Source organism: Geomonas paludis (assembly GCF_014193585.1).
Lineage (GTDB): Bacteria > Desulfobacterota > Desulfuromonadia > Geobacterales > Geobacteraceae > Geomonas > Geomonas paludis.
In genome coordinates, this window is record NZ_BLXY01000005.1 from 172,301 (window position 1) to 192,451 (window position 20,151).

The 20,151-nt window shown below is 64.0% G+C and carries 17 protein-coding genes; 14 read left to right on the top strand and 3 right to left on the bottom strand.

Going from position 1 to position 20,151, the window contains the following annotated elements:
* Positions 1-24: 24 nt before the first annotated feature.
* From H7687_RS13970 to H7687_RS14020, 11 genes are all read left to right on the top strand, one after another.
* Positions 25-339 (top strand): STAS domain-containing protein, encoded by a 315-nt coding sequence (locus H7687_RS13970; RefSeq protein ID WP_183348406.1) that lies wholly within the window; start codon positions 25-27, stop codon positions 337-339.
* A gap of 31 nt (positions 340-370) precedes the next feature.
* The gene (locus H7687_RS13975) at positions 371-2,425 is read left to right on the top strand and encodes a chemotaxis protein CheW (protein WP_183348408.1); all 2,055 of its coding nucleotides are present in this window, start codon (positions 371-373) and stop codon (positions 2,423-2,425) included.
* Positions 2,426-2,445: 20 nt separating this feature from the next.
* On the top strand, positions 2,446-2,970 hold the full coding sequence (locus tag H7687_RS13980) for a chemotaxis protein CheW (RefSeq protein WP_183348410.1): 525 nt from the start codon (positions 2,446-2,448) through the stop codon (positions 2,968-2,970).
* Complete coding sequence (locus H7687_RS13985; protein ID WP_183348412.1) at positions 2,967-4,706, top strand: methyl-accepting chemotaxis protein; 1,740 nt, start codon at positions 2,967-2,969, stop codon at positions 4,704-4,706. The genes H7687_RS13980 and H7687_RS13985 overlap by 4 nt, the downstream gene beginning before the upstream one ends.
* Entirely contained in the window at positions 4,691-5,602 is a 912-nt protein-coding gene (locus H7687_RS13990; protein ID WP_246404886.1) for a CheR family methyltransferase, read from the top strand. Before H7687_RS13985 ends, H7687_RS13990 begins: the two co-directional genes overlap by 16 nt.
* Before the next feature lie 89 nt (positions 5,603-5,691).
* On the top strand, positions 5,692-6,189 hold the full coding sequence (locus H7687_RS13995; RefSeq protein WP_183348553.1) for a histidine kinase: 498 nt from the start codon (positions 5,692-5,694) through the stop codon (positions 6,187-6,189).
* 1 nt (position 6,190) lies between these two features.
* The gene (locus tag H7687_RS14000; RefSeq protein WP_183348414.1) at positions 6,191-7,276 is read left to right on the top strand and encodes a protein-glutamate methylesterase/protein-glutamine glutaminase; all 1,086 of its coding nucleotides are present in this window, start codon (positions 6,191-6,193) and stop codon (positions 7,274-7,276) included.
* Between the two features lie 31 nt (positions 7,277-7,307).
* The gene (locus tag H7687_RS14005; protein ID WP_246404888.1) at positions 7,308-9,107 is read left to right on the top strand and encodes a cache domain-containing protein; all 1,800 of its coding nucleotides are present in this window, start codon (positions 7,308-7,310) and stop codon (positions 9,105-9,107) included.
* On the top strand, positions 9,104-11,137 hold the full coding sequence (locus H7687_RS14010; RefSeq protein WP_183348416.1) for a GAF domain-containing protein: 2,034 nt from the start codon (positions 9,104-9,106) through the stop codon (positions 11,135-11,137). Before H7687_RS14005 ends, H7687_RS14010 begins: the two co-directional genes overlap by 4 nt.
* Positions 11,134-11,526, top strand: a complete 393-nt coding sequence (locus H7687_RS14015) for a response regulator (protein ID WP_183348418.1) — start codon at positions 11,134-11,136, stop codon at positions 11,524-11,526. The genes H7687_RS14010 and H7687_RS14015 overlap by 4 nt, the downstream gene beginning before the upstream one ends.
* Positions 11,519-12,085 (top strand): CheB methylesterase domain-containing protein, encoded by a 567-nt coding sequence (locus H7687_RS14020; RefSeq protein ID WP_183348420.1) that lies wholly within the window; start codon positions 11,519-11,521, stop codon positions 12,083-12,085. The genes H7687_RS14015 and H7687_RS14020 overlap by 8 nt, the downstream gene beginning before the upstream one ends.
* Positions 12,086-12,088: 3 nt before the next feature.
* On the opposite strand, the gene H7687_RS14025 is transcribed toward H7687_RS14020, so the two are convergent.
* Positions 12,089-12,994 (bottom strand): LysR family transcriptional regulator, encoded by a 906-nt coding sequence (locus H7687_RS14025; RefSeq protein ID WP_183348422.1) that lies wholly within the window; start codon positions 12,992-12,994, stop codon positions 12,089-12,091.
* Between the two features lie 304 nt (positions 12,995-13,298).
* On the opposite strand from H7687_RS14025, the gene H7687_RS14030 reads away from it, so the two are divergent.
* The 3 genes from H7687_RS14030 to hcp all read left to right on the top strand — a co-directional run bounded on the left by H7687_RS14030 (position 13,299) and on the right by hcp (position 16,908).
* On the top strand, positions 13,299-14,531 hold the full coding sequence (locus H7687_RS14030) for an MFS transporter (protein WP_183348424.1): 1,233 nt from the start codon (positions 13,299-13,301) through the stop codon (positions 14,529-14,531).
* 59 nt (positions 14,532-14,590) lie between these two features.
* The gene (locus H7687_RS14035) at positions 14,591-14,863 is read left to right on the top strand and encodes a hypothetical protein (RefSeq protein WP_183348426.1); all 273 of its coding nucleotides are present in this window, start codon (positions 14,591-14,593) and stop codon (positions 14,861-14,863) included.
* A 410-nt stretch (positions 14,864-15,273) separates the two neighbouring features.
* Positions 15,274-16,908 (top strand): hydroxylamine reductase, encoded by a 1,635-nt coding sequence (hcp, locus tag H7687_RS14040; protein ID WP_281376717.1) that lies wholly within the window; start codon positions 15,274-15,276, stop codon positions 16,906-16,908.
* A 182-nt stretch (positions 16,909-17,090) separates the two neighbouring features.
* Here the strand turns inward: hcp and H7687_RS14045 are convergent, their stop codons facing one another.
* A complete protein-coding gene (locus H7687_RS14045) occupies positions 17,091-17,366 on the bottom strand; it encodes a hypothetical protein (RefSeq protein ID WP_183348428.1) in 276 nt (91 codons plus the stop codon).
* Positions 17,367-17,479: 113 nt separating this feature from the next.
* Positions 17,480-20,149 (bottom strand): polyphosphate kinase 1, encoded by a 2,670-nt coding sequence (gene ppk1 / locus H7687_RS14050; RefSeq protein ID WP_246404890.1) that lies wholly within the window; start codon positions 20,147-20,149, stop codon positions 17,480-17,482.
* Between the last annotated feature and the right edge of the window lie 2 nt (positions 20,150-20,151).

The following is a 20,151-nucleotide window of genomic DNA, read 5'->3' on the forward strand; positions in this document are numbered from 1 at the left end:
AACTCCCTGAAAGGGCGGCAAAAAGTGGGTAAAAAAGTTTTTGTTAATAAAGCAAACATTACGCTTGAAGGGCCGCTCACGGTAGAGCGCGCCAAGGAACTGCACCTGTTGCTCGTGGAGCGTTTGGACGGGATGCCGGAGCAGGCCGGGGGGGCCGCCATCGACCTCTGCCGCGTCGATGACATCGATGCCTGTGGCTGCCAATTGCTGGCGCTATTCCTGGAGAACCTGAAACGCCGGGGCGCCGCCCCGATGCTCACCGCAGCGCCGGCCGCCGTGAGGGAGCGGATCGTCACCCTCGGGTTTGGCGAACTCCTGGCGCTGCAGCCCGAACCGTGACCCGGGCGACGACGCAGAAAAAGGAACTGGCATGACCACTCCCAGAGGGGAAAACGAAACCGTCGACCTGAACCGCTTCAACCAGGTCTTCTTCGAGGAATGCGCCGAAAACCTGGCCGAGATGGAGCAGATCCTGATCTCGCTCGGTGACCGGGAGCCGGACCCGGAGCAGATGAACGCCATCTTCCGAGCGGCCCACTCCATCAAGGGGGGCGCCGGGATCTTCGGCTTCAACGACATGACCGTGGTGACCCACGTCATGGAGTCCCTGCTGGACCGGCTCAGAAACCAGGAGATCCCCTTTGCCCCGGGCATGATCGACCTCTTCCTCGAGGCCGGGGACGCCATCGCCATGCAGCTCGCCGGGCACCGCGAGGGAAAGGCGGTGGACCAGGAGGTGATCGACGGGGTGCGGGCGAGGCTGCAGCAGGCGATCGACGCCGGTGCCGGCGCCCCTGCTCCCGGGCTCCCCGCGGACCAGGAAGAAGGCCCCCCCCAGCAGGAGGCCGAACAGCTGCCGCGCCGCTGCCGGCTCGCCTTCACCCCCGATCCCGAGATCTTCACCCGGGGCATCCGCATGGAGAGCATCGTCGCCGAACTGGCGGAGCTTGCCGAGCCGGGCGAATTCCACTGCAACGCCCAGCTCATGGAGCTCCCCGAGCTGGCCGAAGCCGACCCGGAGCGCTGCCTCACCCGCTGGGAATTCACCCTGCTCACCCGGGCGAGCCTGGAGCAGATCCTGGACGTCTTCATGTTCGTGGCTGACGAGGAGCAGCTCCAGATCGAGGAGGATGAGCCCGTGGACCGGCGCACGCCGGAGGGCGAACCGGCGCCCGAGCAGGGCATCGTTCCTGCCGCCGGCAGACGCGTCTACGACAGCAACGAAACCGCTCCCGGCGCCTTCGGCAGGCGCGGCAACGAGACGGAAGCGTCGTTCCGGGTCAACGTCACCAAAGTGGACCAGCTGGTGAACCAGGTCGGCGAGCTCCTGATCACCCAGGCCATGCTGAGCCAGATCGCGGTGGGGCTCGACCCCATTCTGCACGAGACGCTGCAGCGCGGCCTGGTCCAGCTGGAGCGCAACACGCGCGACCTGCAGGGGAGCGTCATGTCGATCCGCCTGGTGCCGATCAGCATCGTCTTCAACCGCTTCCCGCGCCTGGTGCGCGACATCGCCGCCAAGCTCGGCAAGCAGGTGGAACTGAAGACCGCCGGCGACAGCACCGAACTGGACCGCGGCCTCATCGAAAAGATCGCCGATCCGCTGGGACACCTGGTGCGCAACGCGCTGGACCACGGGCTGGAAACGCCGGAGACGCGGGCCGCCTGCGGCAAGAGCCCGACGGGAACCCTACAGCTTTCCGCGTCCCAGGTGGGGGGCAGGATCGTCATCGACGTGATCGACGACGGCGCCGGGCTGAACCGGGACAAGATCCTGGCCAAGGCACTTGAGTGCGGCATCCCCTGTTCCGAGGCCATGACAGACGAGGAGGTCTGGCAGCTCATCTTCGCCCCCGGTTTCTCCACGGCAAGCGAGGTGACCGACCTCTCCGGCCGCGGCGTGGGAATGGACGTGGTAATGAAAAACGTTCAGGCCATCGGCGGGCGCGTGCAGATCGCCTCGGAGGCGGGCAAGGGGGCGCGCTTCACCATCAGCCTCCCGCTCACCCTGGCCATCCTGGAGGGGCTCTCAGTAGCGGTCGGGGAGGAGAAGTTCATCATCCCGCTCAACGTGGTGATCGAGTCGCTGCAGCCCAAGCCCGAGCAGCTGAAGAGCGTCAACGGCCGCGACGTGGTCCTGGTGCGCGGGGAATACCTCCCCATCCTCAAGCTGCACCGGATCTTCAACCTGGAGGCGGAGGTGACCGAGCCGCAGCGGGGGATCCTGGTGCTCACGGAGGCGGACGGGGAACGGGGGGCCATCCTGGTGGACGCCCTTTTGGACGAGCAGCAGGTGGTGGTGAAGAGCATCGAAACCAACTACCGCCGGGTCGACGGGAGCGCCGGGGCCACCATCCTGGGAGACGGGCGCGTGGCACTGATCCTCGATCTACCCGAGCTGTTCACGATGCACAAGAAGCTGTAGCAGAAAGGAGACCATAAACCATGCAGACGGCACAGGGCAGTGCGGTAGAACAATTGACAGCGGACGGGGGGGCGGAATACCTCACCTTCACCCTGGGGAGCGAAAGCTACGGCATCGACATCCTCAAGGTCCAGGAGATCAGGGGGTACGACTGCGTCACGCGCATCGCCAACACCCCCGCCTTCATCAAGGGGGTCATCAACCTGCGCGGGGTGATCGTCCCCATCGTCGACCTGCGCATCAAGTTCAACGTGGGTGAGGCGACCTACCACGAGTTCACCGTGGTGATCATCATCAACGTGCTGAACAAGGTGGTGGGGATCGTGGTGGACGGCGTTTCCGACGTGGTGGCGCTCCCGGCGCAGAGCATCAAGCCGGCCCCGGAGCTGGGGGCATCCCTGGACACCCGCTACATCACCGGGCTTGGCACCTTGAACGACGAGATGCTGATCCTGGTGGACATCGAAAAGCTGATCGGCAGCGACGAACTGCAGATCGTTGACAGTACCGTGGACAATACCCAGAAAGAGGCGGTGAACCTATGAAAATTTCGCGATTCAAAGACTGGAAGATCCTGACCAAGATCCTGAGCATCTCGGTGGCCACCATCGTCATGATGGTGCTGGGCGTGATGTTCTACGTGCTCCCCTTCATGCAGAACAAGCTGATGGACGAGAAGATCCAGGCCACCAAGGCGGTGGTCGACGTGGCCTACGACGTCCTGGCCGCGAACCAGAACGCGGTGAAGGCAGGGACGAAAACCCTGCCGCAGGCCCAGGCCGACGCGCTCAAGCAGATCTCCGAGATGAGGTACCACGGCAACGAGTACTTCTGGGTCAACGACCTGGACACCAAGGTGCTCATGCACCCGATCAAGCCCGAGATGGTGGGCAAGACCCAGTACGAGAACAAGGACCCCAAGGGCAAGAGGCTCTACGTCGAGTTCGTCAACGTCTGCAAGGAGAAGGGCGAAGGTGTGGTGGACTACATGTGGGCCAAGCCCGGCTCCACCATCCCGGTCCCCAAGATCTCCTACGTCATGCTGATGAAGGAGTGGGGCTGGATCGTGGGTAGCGGCATCTACGTCGACAACGTGACCGCCGAGATGAACAAGATGAAGTACCAGATCATCGGCGGCACCGTGCTGCTCGCCGTGGTCATCTTCCTCTTCGCCTGGTTCACGGCGCGCAGGATCAAGGAGCCCCTGGACCAGGCCATCGCCGCCTCCAAGCGCATCGCCTCGGGGGACCTCACCGCCGAGATCGCCGTGGAGAGCAAGGACGAGACCGGCGAACTGCTCGCCTCGCTCAAGGAGATGAACGAGGGGCTGGCCCACATCGTGGGGGACGTGAGAACCGGCGCCGAGTCCATCGCCACCGCCACCGAGGAGATCGCGGCGGGCAACGCCGACCTCTCCCAGCGCACCGAGGAGCAGGCCAGCGCCCTCGAGGAGACCGCCTCCAGCATGGAGGAACTCACCTCGACAGTGAAGCAGAACGCCGACAACGCCCAGGCGGCCAACCAGCTTGCCATCAACGCCAGCGGCGTGGCGGTCAAGGGGGGCGAGGTGATCACCCGGGTGGTGCGCACCATGGAGAGCATCACCGACAGCTCCAAGAAGATCTCCGACATCATCGGCGTCATCGACGGCATCGCCTTCCAGACCAACATCCTGGCCCTGAACGCCGCGGTGGAGGCGGCGCGCGCCGGCGAGCAGGGGAGAGGTTTCGCGGTGGTCGCGGCCGAGGTGAGGAGCCTCGCCCAGAGAAGCGCCGCAGCGGCCAAGGAGATCAAGGCCCTCATAGAGGACTCGGTCTCCAAGGTGCAGGACGGCAGCCGCCTGGTCGAAGAGGCGGGACGCACCACCCAGGACATCGTCACCAGCATCAAGAGGGTGACCGACATCATGGCCGAGATCTCGGCGGCGTCCCTGGAACAGTCCAGCGGCATCGAGCAGGTCAACACGGCCATAACCCAGATGGACGACGTCACCCAGCAAAACGCCGCCCTGGTCGAAGAAGCGGCCGCCGCCGCGGAATCCCTCGAGGACCAGGCCCAGCAGCTGGTGGCGGTGGTGGCACGCTTCACCCTGGAGCAGGGCAACAAGAGCGCACCGCCGGCCGCGGCGGAGAAGCGCAAGCTCACCCACGCCGCGGCACGCCCCAAGGCCCCCGAGAAGAAGGCGAAACCCGTAGCGGTGGCAGCAGGGGTAAAAGCGCAGGAACGTCCCTCCCGGTCCTCCGAAGCGGCCGAGGCGGACGATGATTGGAAGGAGTTCTGAGAACCGGGACGCGCACGGAGCCGGCGCGCCGCCTGACGGGGGGGGGAGACGCCGTGCCTCCCGGCGCCGCGGAACAGGGGTGGAACAACTTCCAGTACCGCTTCACCGCTGACGACTTCGCCCGGGTGCGCGGCTTCATCTACCGCAACGCGGGGATCTCCCTGGCACCGGGCAAGATGGACATGGTCTACAGCCGGCTGGCGCGCCGGCTGCGGGCCACCGGGGTGGAAAGCTTCGCGCAGTACCTGGACCTCGTGGAAAGCGGTGACCTCCAGGAGGTGGAGGCCTTCATCAATGCCCTCACCACCAACATGACCTCCTTTTTCCGGGAGCCACACCACTTCCGGCTCCTTGCCGAGCGCCTGCGCCAGCACCCGGAGCGCAAGCAGGTCAACATCTGGAGCTGCGCCTCCTCGACCGGCGAGGAACCCTATTCCATCGCCATGACCGCGCTGGACGCGCTGCCGGCCGGCGCGGGGGTCAGCATCCTGGCCACCGACATCGACACCAACGTGCTCGGCAGGGGAAGCGAGGGGGTCTACCCGGTGGACCAGTTGCCCAAGATCCCGGAACCGTACCGCAAGCGCTTCTTCCTCAGGGGGGAAGGGAGCAACGAGGGGTTCATCAGGGTGAAGGAGGAACTGCGCCGCGTGGTGACCTTCAGGAGGCTGAACCTTTTGGACGAGCAGTGGCCCATGCGCGGGAAATTCGACTTCATCTTCTGCCGCAACGTGATGATCTATTTCGACAGGCCGACGCAGCTCGCCGTCCTGGAGCGGATTTCGCGGGTACTGCATCCGGACGGCCTTCTATTCGTCGGGCATTCCGAGAGCCTGCACCATGCCCAGGAACTGTTCCGGGTCTGCGGCAACACGACCTACGCCTTGAGGAGCTGACGGTGCCGCACAGGGGGAAAACGGGGAGGAAACGGGCGAGACACCCGGGCCATGGACGGCTCAGCTACTTCGATCCGGAATTCAAAACCATGGCGGTCAAGATCGTGGCGGGAGAGTTCTACGCCACCGACGAGGCCGTGGCCATCACCACCGTGCTCGGCTCCTGCGTCTCGGTCTGCCTGTACGACGTGGAGCTGGGCATCGGCGGCATGAACCACTTCATGCTGCCGGAGTTGCAGCAGGGGGGCAGCGCCACCCCCTGCTCCGGGGTCTGCAACGACGACTCGCAAAGCTGCGCCCGCTACGGCAGCTGCGCCATGCGCCGCCTGCTGGAACAGCTCGAGCTGTTGGGCGCCAACCGCAAGCGCCTTGCTGCGAAGCTGTTCGGGGCCGGGCACGTCATGGAGAGCAGCACCGACATCGGCGGCAACAACGCGGCTTTCGCCGTCGACTACTTGAAGAAACAGGGGATACCGATCGTCGCCTCGGACCTCGGGGAGTGCTGCCCCCGGAAGGTGATGTTCTTTCCCAAAACCGGCCGCGCCCTGGTGAAAAGGATCCGCGCCCTGCACGCAGGAAGAAACTAGAATGCCCATCAAGGTGCTGATAATAGACGACTCGGCCCTGATCCGGTCCCTTTTGACCGAGATCATCAACAACGCCCCCGACCTCCAGGTGGTGGGGACCGCGCCGGACCCGCTGGCAGCCCGGCAACGCATCAAGGAACTGAACCCGGACGTGCTGACGCTTGACGTGGAGATGCCCAAGATGGACGGGCTCGCCTTCCTGGAAAAGCTGATGCGGCTGCGCCCCATGCCGGTGGTGATGGTCTCCTCGCTCACCGAGAAGAGTTCTGCCGTGACGCTGAAGGCTCTGGAGTTGGGCGCCTTCGACTTCGTCACCAAGCCCAAGATCGATATCCGCAACGGTTTGCTGGAGTACTCCCAGGAGCTCACCGAGAAGATCCGTTGTGCCCATACCGCCTTCCACAGGAAGGGGGGCAAGGCCCCTCCCCTGCAGGTGGAGGCGAAGCTCTCCGCGGACGCGGTGCTCCCCAACAAGCACCAGCACTTCGCGACCACGGAAAAGGTGGTCGCGGTCGGCTCCTCGACCGGCGGCACCGAGGCCCTCAAGGTCTTTTTGAGCGCGCTCCCCGCCGACTGCCCGGCGATACTGGTCACCCAGCACATGCCCGAAACCTTCACCCGGACCTTCGCGGCGCGACTGGACGGGCTGTGCGCCCTGGCGGTCAAGGAAGCGGAGCACGGCGAACGGGTGCTGCCGGGGCATGCCTACATCGCGCCCGGCAACCGGCACATGATGCTGGCCCGCAGCGGCGCCAACTACACCATCGCCCTGGGCGACGGCCCGCCGGTGTCACGCCACCGCCCCTCGGTGGACGTTCTGTTCCGCTCGGCTGCCAACTGCGCCGCCGACAACAGCCTCGGCATCATCCTGACCGGGATGGGGGACGACGGCGCCGCCGGGATGCTGGAGATGCACAACGCCGGCGCACGGACCCTGGCCCAGGACGAGGAAAGCTGCGTCGTGTTCGGCATGCCGCGCGAGGCGATCGCGCGGGGCGGGGTGGACGAGGTGGTCCCGCTCCCGGAGATGGCGGGGCGCCTCCTGGGGTGGCTCGCCTCGCACGGCAAGCGCAGCTTCAGGGTGTGAAGACGGGAAAGACCACCGGCAGGAGAAGAACGTGAAGTTCCTCGATGCGGCACGCGACAAGATATCGATCCCCCTGCTCATCAGCGCGGTCACCGTGGCAGTGGTGATGATGGTCGGCAACCACCTCATGCTGGACCAGATCCACGAGGAGGCGGTGCGCCAGGCCAACCGCCAGCAGGAAAACAGCATGATGGCGTTCTGGGAGCTGATGAACCGTCGCGGGCGCAACTTCCACATCGAAAACGGCAGGATGATCCTGGGCGATTACTACGTCCTGAACGGCGCCAACGAACTGCCCGACAAGATCTTCTGCCTCACCGGGAGCAGGGCCACCATCTTCATGGGGGACACCCGGGTGGCCACCAACGTGCTCAAGCAAGACGGCAGCAGGGCGATCGGGACCAGGCTCTCCGGCCCCGCCTACGACGCCGTCTTCCGGGAGGGGATCCAGTACCGCGGCGAGGCGAACATCCTGGGCGCCCCGTATTTCACCGCCTACGACCCCATCCGGGACCTGAACGGCAAGGTCATCGGCGCCCTGTTCGTGGGGGTGAAGCAGAGCGAGTACCTGGCGCGCTACGACCGGATCAACGTCAAGATCGGCGTCATTAACGGCGCGCTGGCGGCGATATTCGTACTGTGCGTCGTCATGCTGGGCCGGAACCGCAAGCGTGCCGAGGCCGAGATCAAGAGGCAGCTCAACTTCCAGCAACAGCTCATGGACACCATACCGAGCCCCATCTTCGCCAAGGATGCCCAGGGGCGCTACACCCTGTGCAACAAGGCCTTCCAGGGGTACGTCGGGCTCAGCAAGGAGCAACTGCTGGGGCACTCGGTCTTCGACCTGTGGGAGCCGGACCTGGCCCGGAAGTACCACCAGATGGACCAGGAGATCATGGAGGCGCCCGAGATCCAGGTCTACGAATCCCAGGTCAGCCACGCCGACGGCAGCAAGCGCGACGTGATCTTCCACAAGGCCGCGGTCCGGGACGACGCCGGCGTGGCCCAGGGGCTGGTCGGGGTGCTCCTGGACATCACCGAACGCAAGGCGGTCGAGCAGCAGAGCCGCCGCATCGAGGCCCAGAAGCACCACTCGCGCATGATCGAGTCACTCATGATCCAGTTGAACCACGACCTGAACACCCCCCTTACCCCGCTGTTCGCCCTGATCCCCATGATCCGCGCCAAGGTGAGCGACCCGGGTGTGGAGAGGATGCTGGAGATCTGCCAGCAGTGCGTGAACCAGATCCAGGGACTGGCCGGCAAGGCGTTCGACCTGGTGCGCATCTCGTCAAGCCAGCCCCGCCTGATCCCGGTGAGCCTGTGCGCGGCGGCCGAGAGCGCCCTCAACGAAATGGCGCAGCCCCTGGCGCAGCGCGGCGTGATCTGCTGCAACGCGATCCCTCCCGATCTCCAGGTGCTGGGATCGGCGGAGCAGCTCACGCTGCTGTTCAAGAACCTGCTCAGCAACGCCGCGCGCTACGCCGCGCAAAACGGCAAGGTGATCATCGACGCCGAGTTGAAGGGCGCAGAGGTCGAGGTGTCGGTCCAGGACGATGGCATCGGGCTGGACCAGGAGCAGCTGACCCGGGTCTTCGATGAGTTCTACAAGGCCGACACCGCCCGCCACGACCTCAACACGCAGGGGCTGGGGCTCGCCATCTGCCGCAGGATCGTGGCCAACCACGACGGGAGGCTCTGGGCGACCAGCCCCGGAGCCGGGCGCGGCACGACCATGCTCTTCACCCTGAAGCCGGTGGGGCAGCAACCGCCGGCCATCGACGAGGACGACCAGGCCCGGGAACCTGACCCAGAGAGCTACCAGATATGAGACACTTCTCCGTTGCAGAGCTGAAAACGCGCATCGGCATCGCCGTCGCCATCACCATGGCCGCGGTGGTCGGCATCTTCGCCCTGGGCGAGAGCGCGACTTCGGCCGCGGAACCGCTGCAGCAGTCGGTGCTGATCCTCGTGCTCTGCGTGGTGATCGTGATCCTGACCCGCATCCTGTTCTCCCACCTGGACCACTTGGAGGCCACGCAGCGCATCGTCCAGGGGCAGCAGACGGAGCTGGCCCTTGCCGAGCAGCGGGAGCGCAGCCGGCTAAAGGCCCTGGAGCGGATCGCCACCGACGCGGAACTGGAGGAACTGCTAAAGGACGTGGTCCAGTTCGTCGAGGATTGCCTGCCGGGGTCGCTCTGCTCCATACTCCTCGTGGACGACTCGGGGACCAGGCTGCGCCACGGCAGCGCGCCGTCCCTGCCGGCCGAGTACAACCAGGCGGTGGACGGGATCAGGATCGGCAAGGGGAAGGGATCGTGCGGCACCGCTGCCTTTTTGCGGCAGCGCGTCGTGGTCGAGGACCTGGAGCCGCACCCCTACTGGCACAACTTCCAGCCCGCCCGGGATGCCGGCCTCAGGTCCTGCTGGTCCGAGCCGGTCTTCGCCAGTAACGGCACGCTCCTGGGCACCCTGGCGGTGTACCACAGGGAACCGCGGGCACCCGGCAGCGAGGATCTCCATCTGCTGGAGTCGGCGGCCCATCTCGCCGGCATCGCCATCAGCCGGGTGCGAGCCGACGAGGGACGCCATGTCCTGGAAGAACAGCTGCGCCAGACCCAGAAGATCGAGGCGGTGGGACAGCTGGCCGCCGGCGTCGCCCATGACTTCAACAACCTGCTGACGCCGATCATCGTCTACGCCGACATGCTGCTCCGGGTCTCCCCCGAGGGGAGCCCGCAGACGCGCATGATCCAGTCGATGAGCTCGGCGGCCCACAAGGCGAGCGACCTGACCCAGAAGCTCCTCTCCTTCGGGCGCAAGCAGGTGCTGCACATGAACCTGCTGGACCTGAACGAGGTGATCACCTCCTTCAAGGAGATCATGCGCGCCACGGTCAGGGACAACATCGTGATCGACCTGCTGCTCTCCCCCGGCGCGGCCAAGGTACAGGCGGACCGGGGCCAGCTGGAACAGGTGCTGTTGAACCTGGTGCTGAACGCGCAGGACGCCATCGAGGGGAGCGGCTCCATCTGCATCGAGACCGGCCACCTGATCCTGGACGAGGAGTTCCACCGGCAGCATCCGGTCGCCAAGCCCGGCCACTACATCCTGCTCGCTTTCAGCGACGACGGCTGCGGCATGAGCGAGGATACGCTCCGGCACATGTACGAGCCGTTCTTCACCACCAAGGAGAGCGGCCGGGGCACCGGTCTCGGCCTGGCCACGGTCTACGGCGTCATCAAGCACCACGGCGGCTGCATCGACGTCAGGAGCCGCCCCGGGCAGGGCACCAGGTTTGCCATCTACCTCCCCGCCAGCGCCAGCGCCGCCGAGCCCCTCATGCGTGCACCCGCCAGCATCGCAGCGCCGGAAGAGGACAGCAGCGAGAGGACCATCCTGCTGGTAGAGGACAACCAGATGATCCGCGAGGTCGCCGCCGACCTGCTCGCCTCCTTCGGATACCGCGTGCTGGTTGCCGAGACCCCGTCCCGGGCGCTGGAGTTGGCGCAGGCGGAGCAACAGGCAATCGACCTCCTGGCGACCGACGTGGTCATGCCGGAAATGACCGGGCCGGAACTGTACGAAAAGCTGCAGGAGCGCCACCCCGCGCTGCCGGTGCTCTACATATCCGGATATAGCAGCGGCCTCATCCCCCAGGATGCCGAGCTGCGCCAGGAGGCGATCTTCCTGGCCAAGCCCTTCACCCTGGAGCAATTCATGGCCAGGATCAACGAGATGCTGTACCATGTGAAGCCGCCCCAGGGGGAGCCCCCGCCGCTGGACCACCGCACCATGGCCCGGCTGCTCGAAACACAACAAGGCGCGCCCGCGCCGGAACACAAGGAACCACAGCCATGAACAGACGGGTAATGATCGTAGACGACAACGAGTACGTCAGGGCATCGGTAGACATCATCTGCGAGTCCGCGCGACTGGAACTCGCCAGCGCGGCCAGCGGGCCCGAGTGCCTGGAGCAACTGGAGGCGGGATTCCGGGGGGTGATCCTGATGGACATCATGATGCCCGAAATGGACGGCTGGGACACCATCAGGGAGATGGTGGATCGGGGGCTCTATCCCGGAAACATCATCGTCATGCTGACCGGTATGGGCGAGCCCGATTCCAAGATGGAGGGGCTCCAGGAGTACGTGTCGGACTACATGACCAAGCCCTTCACTCCGGAAGAGCTCCTGGATTCCATCGAGTACTACCTCACCCTGCTCAACGCGCCGGTGGGCCATGACTAGGAACCTGGTGGTCATAGGCGTCTCGACGGGGGGGCCGCTGACACTGAAGGCACTGTTCCGGGAGCTCCCGCCGCTGGACGCCGCCTTCCTCATCGTGCTGCACATAACGCCCCAGATGGACTACCGTATCGCCCAGGGACTGGACGCGGCCGCCTCGATGCCGGTGAAGCTGGCCGAGGACGGCGAGTACCTGAAAAGCGGCCATGTCTACATGGCGCCCGGCGGGCTCCACCTCCAGCTGACCGGCAACAACCGGGTGGTGCTGTGCGAGGGGCCCCGGGTCAATTACGTGCAGCCGGCCGCGGACGTCACCATGCTCTCGCTGAGCAAGCCGCTCAAGGGGAAGCTGATCGGCATCGTGCTCACCGGCATGGGACGCGACGGCGCCGACGGGATCAAGCACATCCACGACATCGGCGGCATCACCATCGCCCAGGACCAGCAGTCCTCCACCATCTACGGCATGCCCAAGGCCGCCGCCCAGACCGGCGCCGTCGACTACGTCCTCTCCCCGCAGAAGATCGCGGGAAAACTGATGGAACTGCTGAGACCGGTGTGACGGCTAGCCCGCCTCCCCGTCCCGCTCACCCGGGGCATGCTCCAGCAGGAAGTCGACGAAGGCGCGGTTGGCGAGAGACAGGTAGGTATCCTTCTTCCAGGCGATGAGCAGGTCGAGGTGTAGCGGCGGATCGAAGGAGACCGCGGCGAGATCGCTATCCTCGGCCACCACCATCTTCAGGAAGATGGAAATGCCGGTGCCGTTGCGTACCAGAGACTTGACCAGGGAGAACAGGTTGGTCTCGAAGATGATCCTCGGCGCGCTGCCGACCCCCTTGAGCGCCTCCAGGAAGAACTCCCTGATGTAGTACCCCTCCTTGTAGAAGACCAGCGGCTCGCCGATGAACTCCGCGAGCGTCACCGCCTGACGGCCGGCAAAGGGATGGTCCAGCGGCACGCAGACGACGATCTCCTCGCGCAGGAAGCGGCGCACCTCCAGGGTCGGGGGGAAGGCCGCGCTCCCGCCGGCCGCCACCACCCCCATGTCCAGCTCCCCCTCCCCGATCATCTTCTGGATCCGCCCCGAGCCCTCCCCGAGCACGGAGATGCTCAGCTGCGGATAGCTCCTCTTGAAGTCGCGGAAGATGTCCGGAAAGAAGTAGGCGCTGATCATCGGCGTGATGCCGATCCTCACCTCGCCCCGGGTGAGCCCCTTCAACTCGGCCATCTCCAGTTCCGCCCCGCGCAGGTCGTCCAGGATGCGCCGGGCGTGGCCCAGGAAAATCTCACCCTCCGCGGTAAGCGACACCTTCTTGTCCTGCCGGTTGAAAAGGACCAGGTCCAGTTCCTCCTCCAGCTTCTTCACCGCCATGCTCACCGCGGGCTGCGCGATGCGCAGCGACTCCGCCGCCTTGGTGAAGTTGCTGAGCCGCGCCACCTCGAGGAAATACCTCAGCTGCCTGATGTCCATGCCACCCCCATTAATAAAGAACCTGGCTAGCGATGATCTTCCGCGAAGATACCCATCCCCCTCTCCCTCCGGGAGAGGGCTGGGGTGAGGGCGCTGCAATAGGCAATGATTTCGCTTCGTGGCACCTCCCTCACCCGCCCTTCGGGCACCCTCTCCCGGAGGGAGAGGGCATTAGCGGAAGAGTGTCGCCAATCAACAATAAGAAATAAATATCAAAGCGATAAGCATTATATATTTTTCTTATAATGCAGCAACAGTTATAGTTGCTTGGAAACCGGGCGGTCAACAGCAGGAGAGAACAGCAATGGGATCCATCAAGAGCGGCACCAAGAGATACCGGCAGATCAACTGGGCCTTTTTCTGCGCAGGCTTTGTCACCTTCATCACACTCTACGACGTGCAGCCGCTGTTGCCGGTCTTCACCCGCGAGTTCGGCGTCAGCGCCATGTTCGCCAGCCTGCCGCTTTCGGTCACCTCCTGCGCCCTCGCCATCTCCATGCTTTTCGCCGGCACCATCTCCGAGACGCTGGGGCGCAAGACGGTCATGGTAGCTTCACTGGTGACCACCTCCGTCCTTGCCTACCTGACCTCCCACACCCAGAGCCTGGAACAACTGGTCGCGGTGAGGTTCCTGCAGGGCATCGCGCTGGCCGGCCTTCCCGCCGTCGCCCTCGCCTATCTCAGCGAGGAAATCGCCCCGGCATCGCTCACCTCCGCCATCGGCCTCTACATCAGCGGCAACGCCATCGGCGGCATGACCGGCAGGATCTTCACGGCCACCATGGCCGAGGCCACCTCCTGGCGCACGGCCCTGGCCATCATCGGCGCGGTCTGCTTGGTGCTGAGCCTTTATTTCGCCAAGAGCCTCCCCCCGTCCGAGAACTTCAAGAAACGCCCTTTCGCGGCCCGTTACCTGTTCAGCTCGCTGTACCGGCAGTTGCAGGACCCGGGGCTTATCAGCCTGTACGGGATCTCCTTCCTGATCATGGGGAGCTTCGTAACCCTTTACAACTACATCACCTTCAGGCTTCTGAGTGCGCCGTACCACCTCCCGGCCTCGCTGGTGAGTCTGATCTTCCTGGTCTACATGCTGGGATCCTTCAGTTCCTCCATGATCGGGGTGCAGGTGGAGCGCTTCGGGCGGGGCCGGATGCTCTTTCTCACCATAGGCACCATGGTGGTCGGGGCGCTCTTCACCGTGAGCCGTGATCTCGGAACCATCGTCACCGGGATCGCCATTTTTACCTGCGGCTTTTTCGGCGCCCACGCCATCGCCTCCAGCTGGGTGGGGAGTCGCGCCAAGACCGCCCGGGCGCAGGCCGCCTCCCTCTATCTCTTTTTCTACTATCTCGGTTCCAGCGTTTCCGGCACCGTCGGCGGCGTGTTCTGGACCTCCTTCGGGTGGCAGGGCGTGGTGCTCCTGATACTGGGGCTCCTGGGGGCCGGGCTGGTACTGTTGAAGTTCCTCACCAGTTGTGCCGAGAGCGACTGCCCCGCCCGCAGCGCCGTTGCCACCCTCGACGTCCTGCGCAGCTAACCTCTCAAGTTCCACGCGTGCCTGCCGATAAAAGCCTCAGTAGTCAGGAGGAAGACAGCATGCAGGAACTTATTCGAGTAGCGGACGGGGTAGCCATCCCCCTGGAAATGTTAGGGACCTGGGACAAGGTCTCCGAGTTGGCCTCCAAGTATGGTCGTGTTTTCGAGGCCGATCTGGGGCGGCTCGGGTTCAATTTGCGTCCCATTTATCATCTCAACAACTACATCGGCGGCGAGCAGGCGATAGCCTTTGGCACAGCCACCTCATCGAGGTTGCAGTTCGTGCTCCGTCCCGACATCTACAAAGCCATGGTAGGCAGCGTAGTCCACTGACCCTCGGCGGGCGGGGGTGCGTTTGCGCCCGCCCCCGCTTGCCCCGCTTGCAGCTCTCCCCGCTAGCCCCGCTGGCCCTCCCCCGCCAACGACACTGCTGTCCCCAATTGCCCATTCAGCCTTCCCATCATTCCTATTACTCCCATCACTCCCATAATTCCCATCCGCCGCCCCCCTTTCCGACCAAAAAGATCCCCAAGCCCACAAACCCCGTTTTTATGACTTAGGTCAAGGTCGCCATCGACATTAGCCGTTAAAGTCACAACATCGAAGCGGCACACAGGAGCCGACGGCTGCCAGAGGGACCGCTTCAGCAGATCAAAGCTAAACCGGGAGAATGGATGAAGACCTTTTTGAAGAACCTTTTCGGTATGGGAACCTCAACTCAAAACAACGCTCAGGAGGAAGTAATGGACAACATGTTTTGCTACCAGTGTGAACAAGCCGCCAACGGCGGTTGCTCCAAAGTCGGTGTCTGCGGCAAGAAGCCGGAAGTAGCGGCTCTGCAGGACCTGCTCATCTACAACCTGAAAGGGATCGCCTTCTGGGCCAACCTGGCCCGCGAGAAAGGCGCCAAGGACGCAGCCATCGACCGCTTCATGCTGGACGGCCTCTTCACCACCGTAACCAACGTCGACTTCGACGCCGAAGAAATCGCCAAGCTGGTACGTGAAGCAGCCACCCTGCGCAACCAGGCACAGGCTCTCTACGAGAAGGCCAACGGCGCCGCCTACACCGGCACCGTACCCGAGGCAGCGCAGGCGTTCCACGCCGGCACCACCTCCGAACTGGTCGCACTGGGCGCCAAGCACGGCGTCAAGAGCGAAGAGATCGACGCCGACGTCCACTCCGTCAAAGAAATCCTCATCTACGGCATGAAAGGCTACGCCGCCTACGCCCACCACGCGCTGGTGATCGGCCTCGAGAACGACGAGATCTACGCCTTCACCCACAAGGCGCTGGCAGCCACCCTCGACCTTACCCTCGGCCTCATGGACTACGTCGGCCTCTCCATGGAGTGCGGCAGGATCAACCTGGTCACCATGGAGCTCCTCGACAAGGCCAACACCGACAGCTTCGGCCACCCGGTACCGACCCCGGTACAGCTGGGCACCAAAGCGGGCAAGGCGATCCTCGTTTCCGGCCACGACCTGCGCATGCTCGAAGAGCTCCTGAAGCAGACCGAAGGCAAGGGGATCAACATCTATACCCACGGTGAGATGCTCCCCGCCCACGGCTACCCGGGCCTCAAGAAGTACGCCCACCTCGCCGGCAACTTCGGCGGTGCATGGCAGGACCAGGCCAAGGAATTCGTCGACTTCCCCGGCGCCATCATCTTCAACACCAACTGCATCCAGCGCCCGGCCGAGAGCTACAAAGACCGCCTCTTCACCTGGGGCCTGGTCCAGTGGCCGGACGTCAAGAACATCAACGGCTGGGACTTCTCCCCGGTCATCGAGAAGGCGCTCGCACTCCCCGGCTTCGAAGAGGCCCCGGGCAAAGAGATCCTCACCGGCTTCGGGCACAACGCGGTACTCGGCGTGGCGGACAAGGTCATCGACGCGGTCAAAGCCGGCCAGATCCGTCACTTCTTCCTGATCGGCGGCTGCGACGGCGCCAAGACCGGCCGTAACTACTACACCGAGTTCGCCGAGAAAGTCCCGGCCGACTGCGTCATCCTGACCCTGGCCTGCGGCAAGTACCGCTTCAACAAGCTCGACTTCGGCGACATCGGTGGCATCCCGCGCCTGCTGGACATCGGCCAGTGCAACGACGCCTACTCCGCGATCCAGATCGCCGTGGCCCTTGCCGGCGCCTTCAACTGCGGCGTCAACGACCTGCCGCTCTCCTTCATCCTCTCCTGGTACGAGCAGAAGGCGGTGGCGATCCTGCTCACCCTGCTCCACCTGGGCGTGAAGAACATCAAGCTGGGACCGAGCCTGCCGGCCTTCATCACCCCGAACGTGCTGAACTTCCTGGTCGAGAACTTCAACATCGGCCCGATCGGCACCGCCGAAGGCGACCTGAAGCAGATCCTCGGCTAAAAGCGAAGGCTCTCACCACCGAGGACACAGAGGCCACAGAGAGAAAAGAAAAAGCAGTGTAGTCGCAACAACAAAGGCGGCCCCGGTACAGTACCGGGGCCGCCTTTTCTCTTTGAGAAAGATTTGATCTGGTCCCCTCTCCCCCCCGGGAGAGGGTGCCCGAAGGGCGGGTGAGGGAGCTGCTACTCTTCCTTTTTATCCTGATCCGGAATCGCCTCCGCCACGCTCTCGCAGATGATCTTCTTGCTGTCCTTCATGTCTGAATATTTGAAACCGCCTCCCAACGTGGTCGGCGAGCAGACGTTATCGGGTGAATTGGCGTTGACCAGGCAGATTGCGCAGGTCACGGTTGGATTATCGGTCAGTTTTTCCACTTCATTGACCAGACCTTTACTGTGCAGAAAGCAGATGTGGTGTTCGTGGTCTCCTGCGCAAATGCATTTATGATCGGATTCCATCAGGTTCCCCCTGTCGTTTTGTCTTGAGCGTGCCGTCTCTGAAAGCGGCACATCGAATATGCTATCCCTTTTGCTTTCCCCTGTCATCTGACAACTGGACCAGCTTTCTCCAGCTATTTCTGCATCGGCTTTTTCTTCTGCTTGAGCGCTTCCTTCAGCCGCTGCTGTGCCTGCGCGATCAACATCTGCTGCGTTCCTTCACCGCTTTCGCCCTCCGCCGGCATGCGCTGCAGGTAACTGCCGTCAGGCTGCATGTCCCAGGCGGAACGGCGGTCCGCATCGTGGCAATCGAGCACGGTGCGCAGTTCGGCGGTCAGTTCTGGCGCGGTGACCGGGCACAGCACCTCGACGCGGGCCTCCAGGTTGCGCTTCATGGCATCGGCTGAAGCGATGAAAAACTCCTCGGCGCCGCCGTTTCTGAAGTAGTAGATGCGGGCGTGCTCCAGGAAACGGCCGACGATGCTGACCACGCGGATGTTGTCCGACAACCCGGGGACGCCGGGGCGCAGCCGGCAGGTGTCACGCACGTACAGGTCGATCTTCACCCCCGCCATGGAGGCGCGGTACAGCGCCTTGACTATGTCGCCGTCCTCCAGAGCGTTCATCTTGAATCTGATCAAGCCGCCTCCGCTTTGCCGGTGCAGCTCGACCTCCCGCTCGATGCGCGTCAGCAGGGCCTTCTTCAGCAGCTTGGGAGCCGGCATCACGGCACGGTAGTTCCGCTTCGCCGTGAACCCCGTGGTCAGGTAGTTGAAGAGTTCGGTGACGTCCTGGGCGATGATATCGTCGCAGGTGATGATGCCGATGTCGCTGTAGATGCGGGCGGTCTCGGTGTGGTAGTTACCGGTCCCGATGTGGACGTAGCGCCGCAGTCCCTGGAAGTCCTGGCGCACCACCAGGATCACCTTGCAGTGGGTCTTCAGGCCGACCACGCCATAGGTGACGTGGATCCCCGCCTCTTCCATCACCTCGGCCAGGTGGATGTTGGTGGCCTCGTCGAAGCGCGCCTTCAGCTCCACGACCACCGCCACCTGCTTGCCGTTTTGCGCCGCCTGCACCAGTGCGTCGATGATGCGCCCCTGGATGGAGGTGCGGTACAGGGTCATCTTGATGGCGCGCACCTTGGGGTCGTTGGCCGCCTCGCGCAGGAAGCGCTCCACGGAGGTGGAGAAGGAGACATAGGGGTGCTGCAAAAGTAGCGATCCGAGGTCGCGGATGGTGTGGAAGATGTTTCGCTCGGCAGGAAGCTGTGGATGGTCGATCGGGTGATGCGGCGGGTCGTGCAGCCGCGGGTAGTCAAGCTTCGAGATCTCGAAGAGGTCGCGCAGGGCGAGCATCCCGGCAACCTCCAGGACGTCGTTTTCCTCGTCCAGTTCCAGCTCCGCCGCCAGGCGCCCGCGATGCAGCGGCTCCATCCCCGCTCCCACCTCGAGCCGCACGATGGGGGCGAACTTGCGCTCCTTCAACTCCGACTCGATCATGGACATCAGGTCGTCCGCCTCTTCCTCGTCCTTCTCGGTGTTGGCGTTCCTGGTGACCCGGAAGATCTCGCAGGAAACGATCAGCATCCCCGGGAACAGCATGTCCAGGTTGTTCATCATGACCTGCTCGATCGGGATGAAGTGGTCCCCCTTGCCGACCCGGATGAAGCGCGGCGTCCCCAGGCCTATCGGCACCTTGACCCGCGCCAGGGTGTGTTCGCGCGACTTAGGGTAACGCAGCGTCACCAGGAGGTTGAGCGAGAGGTTCGATATGAACGGGAAAGGGTGGGCGGGGTCGATCGATTGCGGCGTCAGCAACGGGTAGATGTTGCTGTAGTAGTGCTCGCGCAACAGCTTCTTCTCTTTGGGCGAGAGGGTGTCATAGCTCTCGATGACGATCCCCTTCCCTTCCAGCAGTTCCCTCACCTGGCGGAAGGCCTCCCTCTTGGTCGCCTCGATCTCCCGCACCGAGGCGTTGCACTCGACGACCTGCTGGCGCGGCGTCCGCCCGTCCAGGGTCAGTTCGTGCAGGCCCGCGCCGATCTGCTGCTTCAGGCCGCCGATCCTCTTCATGGCGAACTCATCGAGGTTGGAGCTGACGATGGCAATGAACTTGAGCCGCTCCAACAACGGGGTGCGCTCGTCCATCGACTCGTGCAGCACCCGGCGGTTGAACTCGAGCCAGGTGAGCTCCCGGTTCAAGTACCAGCGGCTCTCGCCCAGGTCGAACTCCGGGGGCTCGATACCGGCAGGCCCCTTCGGCTTGGGGGGCTGTTTCGCGCCCGGTTTCACCGCCTTGGCGACCTTGGGTTTAGCGCCCTTGGGGCTGGCCGCCTTCGGTTTGGCGACCTTCGCATTGGCGACCTTGGGCTTGGCGGCCTTAGGTTTAGCTGCCTTGGGGGTGACAGTTTTAGCCTTGGCAGCCTTCGGCTCGGCAGCCTTGGCGTTTTTGGTCGCTTTGGCGGCTTTGCCCCCCTTCGCGTCTCTGTCTGCCTTGACGCCAGTCTTGGAAGCTTTACCCGCCTTGGACGCTTTGCCCCCCTTGGCTTTGCCTGCCTTGCCGGCTTTTTCCGGCCTCGATGACTGCTGCTGCGCCGGCTTGGGCCGTTGCGGATCGCCTGCGCCGCCCGGACCCGAAATTACCGAGACGTTACCATCGAAGAAATGAGGATTGTTCTCTGAAGGATGATCGCTTTGCGGAGTCTCCAGCACGCTCTGAGCGGACCGCTCTTGCTCATGCAACAGGTTGAAGACATCCTCTTCTTGCTCAGTTTTTTGAGGTACAACGGGCTTGGTCTCCATGA